The organism is Salipiger thiooxidans, assembly GCF_900102075.1.
Taxonomy (GTDB): domain Bacteria; phylum Pseudomonadota; class Alphaproteobacteria; order Rhodobacterales; family Rhodobacteraceae; genus Salipiger; species Salipiger thiooxidans.
In genome coordinates, this window is the sequence record NZ_FNAV01000046.1 from 1 (window position 1) to 10470 (window position 10470).

General features: G+C 66.3%; 11 protein-coding genes. 7 read left to right on the plus strand and 4 right to left on the minus strand.

Going from position 1 to position 10470, the window contains the following annotated elements; all coding sequences use genetic code 11:
* Both BLQ77_RS28975 and BLQ77_RS27485 read left to right on the plus strand, forming a co-directional pair.
* Window positions 1-312, plus strand: a 312-nt coding sequence (locus BLQ77_RS28975) for a hypothetical protein (protein WP_165617235.1), incomplete at its 5' end; no start/stop codon positions are given.
* The gene (locus tag BLQ77_RS27485; protein ID WP_089964244.1) at window positions 309-992 is read left to right on the plus strand and encodes a hypothetical protein; all 684 of its coding nucleotides are present in this window, start codon (window positions 309-311) and stop codon (window positions 990-992) included. The genes BLQ77_RS28975 and BLQ77_RS27485, both read left to right, overlap by 4 nt.
* Before the next feature lie 33 nt (window positions 993-1025).
* On the opposite strand, the gene BLQ77_RS27490 is transcribed toward BLQ77_RS27485, so the two are convergent.
* Window positions 1026-1508: a hypothetical protein gene (locus tag BLQ77_RS27490; protein ID WP_131822086.1), complete on the minus strand. Its 483-nt coding sequence runs from the start codon at window positions 1506-1508 to the stop codon at window positions 1026-1028.
* Between the two features lie 273 nt (window positions 1509-1781).
* Between BLQ77_RS27490 and BLQ77_RS27495 the strand changes: the two genes are divergently transcribed.
* Window positions 1782-1982 carry a hypothetical protein gene (locus tag BLQ77_RS27495; RefSeq protein WP_089964246.1) on the plus strand — a complete coding sequence of 67 codons (201 nt, stop codon included), beginning with the start codon at window positions 1782-1784 and terminating at the stop codon, window positions 1980-1982.
* 112 nt (window positions 1983-2094) lie between these two features.
* Here BLQ77_RS27495 and BLQ77_RS27500 read toward each other — a convergent pair whose 3' ends face one another.
* Together BLQ77_RS27500 and BLQ77_RS27505 are read right to left on the minus strand one after the other, a co-directional pair.
* Complete coding sequence (locus BLQ77_RS27500) at window positions 2095-2976, minus strand: ArdC family protein (RefSeq protein WP_089964247.1); 882 nt, start codon at window positions 2974-2976, stop codon at window positions 2095-2097.
* A 638-nt stretch (window positions 2977-3614) separates the two neighbouring features.
* Complete coding sequence (locus BLQ77_RS27505; protein WP_089964248.1) at window positions 3615-3941, minus strand: single-stranded DNA-binding protein; 327 nt, start codon at window positions 3939-3941, stop codon at window positions 3615-3617.
* A 434-nt stretch (window positions 3942-4375) separates the two neighbouring features.
* Between BLQ77_RS27505 and BLQ77_RS28570 the strand changes: the two genes are divergently transcribed.
* On the plus strand, window positions 4376-4786 hold the full coding sequence (locus tag BLQ77_RS28570) for a hypothetical protein (protein WP_131822087.1): 411 nt from the start codon (window positions 4376-4378) through the stop codon (window positions 4784-4786).
* 1230 nt (window positions 4787-6016) lie between these two features.
* Here the strand turns inward: BLQ77_RS28570 and BLQ77_RS27515 are convergent.
* Window positions 6017-7039 (minus strand): replication initiator protein A, encoded by a 1023-nt coding sequence (locus tag BLQ77_RS27515; protein WP_165617236.1) that lies wholly within the window; start codon window positions 7037-7039, stop codon window positions 6017-6019.
* A 422-nt stretch (window positions 7040-7461) separates the two neighbouring features.
* Here BLQ77_RS27515 and BLQ77_RS27520 point away from each other — a divergent pair, with 422 nt between their 5' ends.
* The 3 genes from BLQ77_RS27520 to BLQ77_RS27530 form a co-directional block, all read left to right on the plus strand.
* Window positions 7462-8844, plus strand: a complete 1383-nt coding sequence (locus tag BLQ77_RS27520; RefSeq protein ID WP_089964250.1) for an AAA family ATPase — start codon at window positions 7462-7464, stop codon at window positions 8842-8844.
* Between the two features lie 10 nt (window positions 8845-8854).
* Complete coding sequence (locus tag BLQ77_RS27525; protein WP_089964251.1) at window positions 8855-9916, plus strand: hypothetical protein; 1062 nt, start codon at window positions 8855-8857, stop codon at window positions 9914-9916.
* Window positions 9917-9992: 76 nt separating this feature from the next.
* On the plus strand, window positions 9993-10470 hold a 478-nt coding region (locus tag BLQ77_RS27530; protein WP_131822088.1), incomplete at its 3' end, for a glycosyltransferase.

Sequence of the window (10470 nt, forward strand, 5' to 3'; positions counted from 1 at the left end):
GTGCTGACCGCGGTGCCAGCCAAGATGATCTCGGTGCTCACCGGGGATCTCGACATCGCCAGCCTGACCCCGCGCGATCGCGACGCCTTGCAGGCGGTCATGGACATGCCGCATGCGCTGACCGTGATCCCCAATTCGAAATACTGGCGCGAGATCGCGGCCTGGGGTCCGCTCGGTGTGGCCGCAGAGGCAGCGAACGCCCAGCCCGCCGGGCGGCTGCAGGGCGGCGCCATGATGGACATCCTGGCCGGCGGCGACGCGCTGCTCGAGGAACTCCTTGCTGTCATCGACGTGACGGAGGCCGCAGAGTGAGCGGCGATCCCAAGCCAGAGAAGCGCAAGAGGTCCCGCGTCGTGCGCACCTCCCATGCACTGCCAAATGCCGCCGAGCACGCAAAGGCGAGCAGCCGGCTCGCAGGGGCCACGGCCCGCTACGCGGGCCGCGCCACGCCCGGGCCGCAAGAGCCGGTGGCGGAGGCAGAGCCCGAGGTCGACGGCAACACCGGCGTCTCCCCTGACCTGGCCCCGGCGGGCGAGGAGAGACCCGCGACCTCAAAGCGGGCGCAACCGAAGGCGGTAACGCGGCGGGGGGCGGCTGCCGAGGCCCCAGCGAAGAAGAACGTGCGCGGCTTCGTGATCTGGTTGCCGACCGACATGGCGCGGCTGGAGGCATTGGCGGTCCGGCTCGGCACCAGCGTCGACTATCTCGAAAAGGGGCTGATGAAGCAGGCGCGCAGGAGATACCTGGATCTCGATCACGCGGCAGCGCTGCGCGACAGCACGCGGCTCAAGACGCACCTCGATCTCACGCGGGCCGAGGGCAGCGGTGGGCTGTTCGTGAATGCCTATTCGGACCCCGAGATTGTCCGCGCCCTGCGCGCGGAGATCGGCGATCCGCTCGATCTCATCGCCGATGCACGGATCATCGGCGCGCTGTTCCGGATCTACGGTCTCGACGCGCTCGAAGCCTACGAGGTGAAGACCGCGCAATAGAGGTCGTCGCGGGCATCAGCCCGCGACCCCTGCTCAGTCACAGGGGCCGGCGAGGGCCTCATCGACATTCCAGGTCACCGCATCATGCGCGCTGACCACGGCGAACTCGGTGCTCGATCCAAGGATGGTCACCAGCGCCGACCACGCGTCGGGGTCGGCCTTCGCTTGGGCGACGCGGCCGTCTTCGAGCTCGAACGCCGCCTGTTCACCGGTCTGAGCCAGGACCACGATCCGCGCCGGTGCGCGCTCCTGCGGCAGGGTGACGGCGAAAGACCCATTCGGTTGCGGGCCGAAGACACGATCCGGATCGCAGACGAGCTGCAGCGTTGCGCCGGGGCCCTCGAGATCATGCACCGGCAATCCGCGCTGGATGCTGTGAGACCAGGTCACATCCGAGATCACCACCGGTGCAGAGTCTGCGGCGGATCCATCTTTCGTCCCGGTCTCCTGCTGCGCCTGCAGGGCGAGCGGCATCAATGCTGAAGCGATGAATGCCAAAAATGATGAAATCTCCATGAAACACCCCTTTCGAGGGCAAAGCGTATCTCTCTCACGCTAGGGCATCCCATCCGGAATGAAAACCGAAGCCCGCAGGGACTGTTGCATCGACAGGGCTAAGGGGCGCCGCCCCTCGCGCGGTCAACAGAAATAGTCAGGGCCGTGTCCTCGGCCAAAGGCCTGCGGGCCGCACCACCCCTGTCGATTTCTGCTGCCCTTGCTACCCCCGGCCTCGCCAGCGGGCAGGCCGGATAGCGCGCTATCCGGCTTCAACTATTTGGGACAAGAACCATGCTGGCAAAGAAACTCTATGCCTTCCCGATCTCCAGAGTGTTTCACCTCGATCAGGCAGGAAAAGAACACTTCCTGGGACTGAGATTCCGTTGGAACACAGGAGAGACCGAAATTGCCTGGGAGAAACCCGGCGCCTTCAGGATGGGCCTGATCTTCGAAGAGCCGATCCCTGCCACATCGTCCCCGGGCCGGGCATAAGCCCGGCCCGCGCGGGTTGGCCTCGGCGGCGCAGACGCTGAGACCAACCCGCGAAATTAGACGGGCCCCGCGTGAGCGAGGCCCGATCATCGGCGTCTAGGTGGGCAACGCCTCAGGCGGCCTGCTCGGTGGCACGCCCAGCCTCGCCCAATATGAAATCGACAGCCTTCTGCGCTTCCGACGCGGCGCGGAAGATCACGCGATTGTCGCCCTTCATGGCAGCAAGCCACCCTTCAACGTAGCTCGCGCTCTGGTCGAACTCCGGCGCCACGCCGATCTGCACCCCGAGCATGCAGGCGCCGACTTCGGCCACCAGCTCCTCGAAGGCGTAGGCCGTTCGGTCGGAGAAGCGCTTGAACCGGTCGAGCCGCTTTTCTGCGCCGCTCCAGTGCGTGATTTCATGGAGGATGGTCCCGTAGAATGCCTGCGCGCTGAGAAACGTCTCGATCGGCGGCATGTGGATGCGATCCGCCCGGATGTCATAGTACGCCCGCGGCTCCGGGCTCGAATGGATCGCCGCGCCGGTGCGCCCGATAAATGCCTCGAGCTCCGGATCCGCCTTGGTGCCGAGATCCCGCGGCGGCTCGGGGCGGGTGTAGAAGTCCTCCGGCAGGCCGTCGATCTGGTCGGAATTGAACACCCGATAGGCGCGGCAGTAGGAGATCTTCTTCTCGTCGCCATCCTCGGTCTCGCGCTCGACAGTGCCGAACTTCACCACCGTGGCCGACGTCTCGCCCTTGCGCACCTGCGCGCCAAGCTCCTGCGCCTGCCGATAGGTCATCCAGCGCGCCGAGGCATAGCCCTTGCTGGCCGCCGTCGCCCAGAGCATCAGCACGTTGATGCCGCGATAGTCTTCCCCATTGAAGCGGGCCGGCATCTGCGCGCCACCTGCGCCGCCGGTCCACGGCTTGCGCCAGGGCGGTGTGCCTGCCTCGATCTGCGCAATGATCTCATCGGTGACATGCTGGTAAACGTCGAATTTCGCCTTTGCCATTTGTGGCCTCCTTCGTGGTGGAGACGGTGGGGGCTGGGTGCCCGCCTTCCGCCAATGGGCTGCGCCTCGGCCAATCTGTCCGACCGAAAACGCATGTTTTCGGCGGAACAGAGTGGGAGAGGGCGAAGCCCGACCCACGGGCCGGACACGGACAGTCAAAGGATCGGAGCCGGGGGTGGTGCGGCCCGCAGCGCGCAGCGCGAGGACACGGCCCCGGCGCAGACGACGCCATCGGCGGCGCTTGTCTTTTGACTTTCCGGGGCCGGTCTGTTGGGCGGACAAACAAACAGGATCATGTCAGGGCGGGGGTGAGCGGGCGCCAGCCCGTCGAGCCCCTGCCCTGCCCTTTGAAACCACGCGAGACGCGCGCCCCGCGCGGATCTCTCCTGATCAATCCGCCAGAGCTTTCCAGCCCACAGCCGGCCGAGGGGGCGGCGCGGGCCTTGCAGGCGGCGAGCGGGACGCGCAACCATATCGCGAAGGATGGCGAGCCGGCTTGTGGGAAGGTCTGGCTTGATGCCCGGCCGCAGGCGGGTCTTCACCGAGATGGCGGCGAGGCTCCATCGAGATTTCTCACCGGCATCCCGGGCCGGTGGGATGGCGGAAAGGGCGGCCAGAGGCAGCCCTTTCCGGTCGTTTCAACCCTCGCTGGCCTTCTTGCGCAGCAGGTCGAAGTCGTTGGCGGCGAAGGTAACGTCGTAGACGGTCTGGCCGTCCTTGGTGTACTCGCTCTGGCGCATGGTGCCGCGGGTATGGACCACGTCGCCGGGGGCAATATTCTCTTTCGCCCAGCCGATGACGCTGTCCTTGAAGATCGTGACCTCGTTCCAGAAGGGGCGCGACTGGAAGTCGCCGCGATCATCTTTTCGACCATATTCGGCGGCGATGCTCACCCGGAGCGTGGGGCCGACTTCCTTGATTTTCCCGACCCGGCCGATGATCTGAAATTCTGCAAAGGTACGCATTTTGTGTCTCCGTCAGTTTGAGTGTTTCGGTGAAAAACGAGCAGACCGGGCCGTGATGCGATCCAACCAAAAACCGGAGGGTTCGCAAAGCGGAAGCCGGTTTTTCGTTTGAAGGGCGGCGCTTTAGCGCCGACCGGTCGCGAAGAGCGGACCGAGTCATGTTGAGTGTCCGAAACACGCTGGCGCAGACACCGCCGCACCTTGCAAGCTCGGCACTCTGCAGGTGGGGCAATCTTGGACGGCAGCGGCGGTGCCTCAGGCATCGCCTCCATTCATTCGGTCTTTTAAGTCGCGACCAAGCGCATAAGGGCAGATATGCAGATATCTGCAGCGGCTTCTAGTTCGGGCTAGATTTCAACCGGACTTGCGGAACAATGTCGGAGACGCAAAGTAACGTAAAACGTAGTGCGTGAGCAGACCACGTCGGAGCGTTGATGACCCACGACAACAAAGCGGAGAACGAAGACGCTCGGGCAATCGTCCGACGTTGGGAGCCAAAACTCCTTGGCCCTTACAAAACTGAGTATGTCGATAGCTGGGGCTATCGCATTGCCGACGCCTTGAAGCTTCTACTTGAGGTCTACGACCAGAGCGATGGCACCGAGCCCAATCACGCCACGAGAGTGAGAATTGCCGATCTGGTGCTGGAGTACCGCATCCGATCAGAGAAACGGCGACTAGATCAAGCCCGCTTCCGCTCCCTTAGGGCGGCCGTCGCCGAACGGCAATGTGAAGCACCAGGCTGCAGTGAGATCATTCCTGCGGGCACCCACGCCCGTCAGCGGTTCTGCTCAGGTCGATGTCGTCTCGCCGCTCATCGCGGGAAGAGCAAGACAAAACGCTGACCTAAACAGGCGACCTGCGGCTCAATTGTTTCCCGCGAGATACCGCCCGAAGACCTTGAGAACGTCCGGACCCGCCTGGGAGAACGCCTGCCTGGGCTGCCCACCCGCCACCTCAACTTTCGCATAGTCGCGCCAGTCGCTTCGCTGGAAGGTCTGCCATAGCCTTTCGAGTGTGTGCCGCTCGGACAATGCCCTTTCGCGGTTGAGCTTACTCAAGGGGGAGAAACGGGTCCGAATTTGCTCCTCGCGAAAGTGCTCCGCCAGATGACCGTAACCGGTGTTCTGGCCCCACCTACCGCGCGGCTTCCTGATCTAAGATCCGCTCTTTTTGAGTGGATCTTAGATCAGGAAGCAGTTTCTCCATGAAGATGCCCCGCACGAGGCGGGGCGGTGAACCTTGTTTGGAAGGGTGGAATCGGCTCTACTGAAGCCGCGGGCGCGGAGTCGAACGGCCCTACGTACTCCTAAAGCTACGTAGCCGCGCCGAACGTCCGAACACCTCTGCGTCCGCACCGTATCCACCACTGAACTTTCTGAGACTCCCTGCGCTCACGGCCCGCTACCGCGCCCGAGAAATTAGTACATCTGGTTCGATTTTGAGAAACAAAGCTTCACCGCCTTACCTCGCCCGGGACTTTTCTATTGGCCTTCATACGCCAGCCTCTGTTCCATCACTCCTGCCCCTCGCATAGGTAGATGCCTCCTATGCGACTTACTCAGCAGCGCTCCGGCCTGCGTTTTCCATCATGAAATCAAAGCCCCTTAAGCTTCTGACACCAGCGCGCTGGCTGAGGTAATCCCTCCGTTTTGCGGGGGCCTGCTCGTGGAACGGTGTCGTGCTGGTCTGTCTGAGAGGCCCCCCTGCCCTTTTGACAGCTTCGATGGGGGCGTTTCGCGCGCGAAACTTTCGCAAGAGTTAACGCTCTACCCTGCATGGTGGCGGGGTCTCAACTGCCTACCCACCCTGAGTCAGAGAGACTTCTTTGCGGGCACCATGCACGACCGTCCCCGCAGAGCCGTCACGAGAGACCGGGGGCCACTCCCATGTCCAACCGGAGCCTGCCCCTGGTGATCCCCTCGCAAATTCAAAACACGATGCACCGCAACGAAGCACTGCTGCTTCTCGACAGCCTTGGGTAGCCCCGGAGCGGCCCACTCGGCCGTGGCACCTGCCCGATCTACTTGCCAAGCTCGGCGCCATCGGTCGCAGGCACTGAAGACGGGTCGCGCTCAGCCGCCCCCGACCCGGGTCCGAACGTAGCCGAGGAAGGCGGCGCCCGGGTTGCGCAGGGCGGGGCGGCCGCTGCGGCGCCAATAGTCCTGCCAGTCGGCCTCGAGCGCGTAGACGTCGCGGCCCGGGGCCAGCTCGCGGGCGCGGTCCAGCACGTCCGGCGACAGCGCCGGGCCGCGCGGGCCGTCGTCCACCACCCCCTTCTGGGTGAAGCGGATAAGATCGCCCGGCTCCTCGGTCATGTCGTAATCGGGCAGGTGGCCGGCGGCGATCATGTCGCGCAGCATCTTGCGGAACACCCGCCGCGGGCTGGCCGAGCCCGACTTCTTCAGCAGCGTGTCGACCGAGACCGTCCAGGCCGGCTGGCGGCCGCAATGCTTGCGGGCGAGCTCGTAGATCCGCCGCTCGAGCGGCTTGCGCAGGCGGAAGTAATCGCGCGAGAGCGTCAGCACCGATTTCGCCATCACCGCCCGGAACAGCCATTCCGACAGGGTGACCGCCACGCTGATCATCCGCCCGCCCCGCGAGCGGCGCACGATCTCCCAGCTCTCGATCAGGCCGAAGCCGCGGGTGACCTCGATCTCGCCGGTGGCGATGTTGGTGGTGATGCGGGTGCCCGCCAGCCGCTCGAAGGCGTCGCGCAGCCGCTTGTAGCCATCGCCGCTGGTCTCGCGGTTGCTGGCCACCAGCAGATCGTGGGCGCGCAGGTGCAGGGTCCGGCTGACCGCGCGGCCGGCGTTGATCGCCGCCATCAGCTGGCTGACGCAGTAGATCAGGATGTCCTTGTCGTGGATCGTCGCGAGCCCCCGCACCGAGGGGGTCACAGTCATCTGCACGCCGTTGTGCTCGTACTCGAGGATGCGCCGGTCGGGCCGCGTCGACAGCGAGAACACCGGGTGCTCCATGGTCGCGAGGTCGTCCTTGGGCAGGGCGTCGAAGATGTCGCAGAGAAAGAAATCCGCGGTCGGATAGCGGTCGGGGAGCAACCCCGGACCGGCTGGCTGTACCGTGCCCTGTGCCATGACTGTCCTGTCCGTATCGTGACGGCCTGCCCGAGCCGCTGTCCCGCCTGTCGCGGGAATCGTGTTTTCATTTACACCGAGGGTAGATTTATCCACAGCCCCCGTCCAGCCCCGCCCCCGCCGCGATCGTGGGATCGGAGTCGCTTTGGCGTGGGATCGGAATCGCCCTATCGTGGGTTCAGAGTCGCATGGATCGGTCGAGGCGCGCAAAAGCCCTGAAATTGCGGCAAGTTAGCGATAGCGTCCCGGTCCCGTAACTCTCTATCTAACAGAAAAATAACTTGGGGATGGATCGGGCACGTGGCAGGTTGCCTTGAAAACCAAGGGGTTTTCCGAAGAAAACACGCGTTTGTTCGCAAAACACTTCCATGTGCTGCTTTTCTTGATACACTGATAAAAACACAGAACATCGAGCAGTTTCCGTGACCGAAGACACCCTTCCCCCCTATTTCCGGATCAACCCAGACAAGGCGCTGGCTGAGCTGCCGCCGCAGATCGGCACCGCCGAATTCCAGGCCATCGCCGAGGCCTGCGGCAAGGGCCGCCAGGACCTGGCCTCGCGCGGCATGGACGAGAGCGGCCAGAAGACGCTGCGGCTGTTCTCGACCTGGGAGATCACCCGCTACCTGATCCCTGTGGCGCAGGCCCATTTCCGCCGGGTGCTAAGACAGAACCCCGAGCTGCCGCAGGGCCGGTCCTCGAGCTCGGGCAGCGCCAAGTGGTTCACCTTCGACGAGGTGCTGCGGCTCCGGGCGCATTTCGCCTCTGAGGGATCCAAGGCCAAGGAATACGCCCCCTACCGCCCCGAGGGCCTGCCCGCCAAGATCGTGGCCGTGGCCAACTTCAAGGGCGGCGTCGGCAAGACCTCGACCGCGGCACACCTGGCGATGTCGGCGGCGCTCGACGGCTACAAGGTGCTGATGCTCGACCTAGACAGCCAGGGCTCGATGACCTCGATCTTCGGCGGCAAGGTGGCGGACGAATGGCAGACCGCCTTCCCGCTCATCGCCCGGCACTACGCGCTGCACCTGCGGCAGGTGAACCAGCGGCGCATGGACCGGGGCGAGGCGCCGCTGGCGCTCGACGAGACGCTGACCGAGGCGCTGACCCTCGGCACCCGCGATCTCGTGCAGAAGACCCACTGGCCCAACATCGACCTCCTGGGCGCGCAGCTCAACCTCTACTGGGCTGAGTTCCAGATCCCGGTCTGGCGCATTCAGGGCCAGGGCTGGAAGCTCTGGGACGCGCTCACCGACATGCTCGAGGCGGACGGCATCCTCGACGAGTACGACCTCGTCTTCATCGACACCCCCCCGGCGCTCGGCTACCTGACGATCAACGGGCTGGCGGCGGCGGATATCCTGCTGGTGCCGCTCGGGGCGAGCTTCCTCGAGTTCGACTCGACGGGGCGCTTCTTCGACATGCTGCACTCGACCTTCGCCTCGATCGAGGAGAGCGAGAACATGGCCGCCCGGGCGCTGGGGCGCACCGAGATGGCCTTCGAGTGGGACGCGGTGCAGGCGGTGGTCACCCGCTACGACGACGCCCAGCAGGCCGAGCTGGCGGGGCTGATCCAGGCCTATCTCGGGCGCACGCTGTCGCCCCACCGGCAGGATTTCACCGCGCTCATCGGGCAGGCGGGCGAGCAGGTGAACGGCATCTACGAGGCCGATTACCGCGACTTCAACCGCATGACCTATGCCCGCGGGCGCGAGACCTTCGACAAGACCTACGCGGCCTTCAAGACGCTGCTGCTCGGGGCCTGGCGCCGCGACGAGCTGGCCGAGGCCCAGGCGGCGGAGTGAGGAGAGAGACATGGCCAAGCGCAAGCGACTGACCCCGGCGAGCCCGGATTTCCTCGGCGGCTCCCCTGCCCCGACCGCATCCCCGGTGGCTTCCCCCACGCCCGCCCCAGCCCCCTCTGCCGGGCCCTCCGCGGCGCGGCCGTCGCTGTCGGCGGCCTCGACCCCGCCGATTGCGCAGGTGGCCGGCGGGGCCGCCCGCAACGCCGCCTTCGAGGAGGTGACCGCGCTGATCACCGAGGCCCGCCGCGAGGGCCGGCTGATCCAGCCGCTGCCGCTTTCCGAGATCGACTCGGGCTACCTGGTGCGTGACCGCATCTCGGTGCCCGAGGAGGACCAGCAGTCCCTGCGCGAGAGCCTGCGCGCCCGTGGCCAGCAGATGGCCATCGAGGTGGTGGATCTCGGCGAGGGCGGCGAGCCCCGCTACGGGCTGATCTCGGGCTGGCGGCGGCTGTCGTCGCTGCGCGCGCTCTTCGAGGAGACCGGCGAGGCGCGGTTCTCGACCGTGCTGGCCCGCATCCGGCCGCCGCAGGCGGCGGGCGAGGCCTATGTCTCGATGGTCGAGGAGAACGAGATCCGGCTCGGGCTCAGCTACTACGAGCGCGCCCGCATCGCCACCAAGGCGGTCGAGGCCGGGGCCTTCGAGCATGACGAGGCGGCGCTCTCGGCGCTCTACGCCTCGGCCTCGCGGCCGCGCCGGTCGAAGATCCGCAGCTTCGCCGAACTGGTGCGCCGGCTCGACGAGCTGCTGCGCTTCCCGGCCTCGCTGGGCGAGCGCATCGGGCTCGAGATGGCCCGCGCCCTGCGCGAGGATCCGGGCTTCGAGGCGCGGCTGGCGGCGGCGCTCGACAAGGCCGCCCCCGAGAGCGCCGAGGCCGAGCAGGAGGCCATTCGCAAGGCGCTGAAGACCCCCGCCGTTTCGCGCGCGAAACGCCCCGAGGCGCTGAAACAGGGTCGCATCTCGGGCCCGGTCGAGCTGCACTGGCAGGAGGACCGTGGCGAGATCGTGCTCTCGGGCGCCGGCGTCACCGAAGAGCTGCGGCAGCGGCTCGAGGCCTGGCTGGCCGGGAAATAGGCCCTATCTTGGGAGATGTTTCGCGCGCGAAACGCCCCTTCCCCGACACCCGATCCCGGAAAGACGGCCCCCCTTCATGAGTGACAGCGTTGATGGCCTGACGGTCGCGATCTCGGCCATGACCGACCGCCGCGCGGGGCTGGTGCTGCCGCCGCCCTGCCCCGGGCTGCGCTACCTGCTGCTGGTGCAGGAGGCGCGGGGCCCGGCGGATGCGGGCTTTGCGCCGGAGCTGCTCGCGCGGGACGACCTGCGCATCGTGCCGCTGCCCGGGCGCGGGCTCTCGAACAGCCGCAATGCCGCGCTCGAGCTCGCCGAGGATCCCTATCTCGCCTTCTCCGACGACGACCTCGCGCTCGAGCCGCGCGGGCTGCTGCTGCTGCGCGACGTGCTGCGCGGCGACGACCGGCTCGACCTCGTGGCCGGCTGGCGGCGCGAGACCCTGCCGCCGCGCGGCCACCGCCGCCACGTGCTGCACCGGCTCAGCCTCTACAACAGCGGCCGGGTCTGCGCGCCCGAGTTCATGGTCCGGCGCGCCGCGGTGCGCAGGCGGGGGG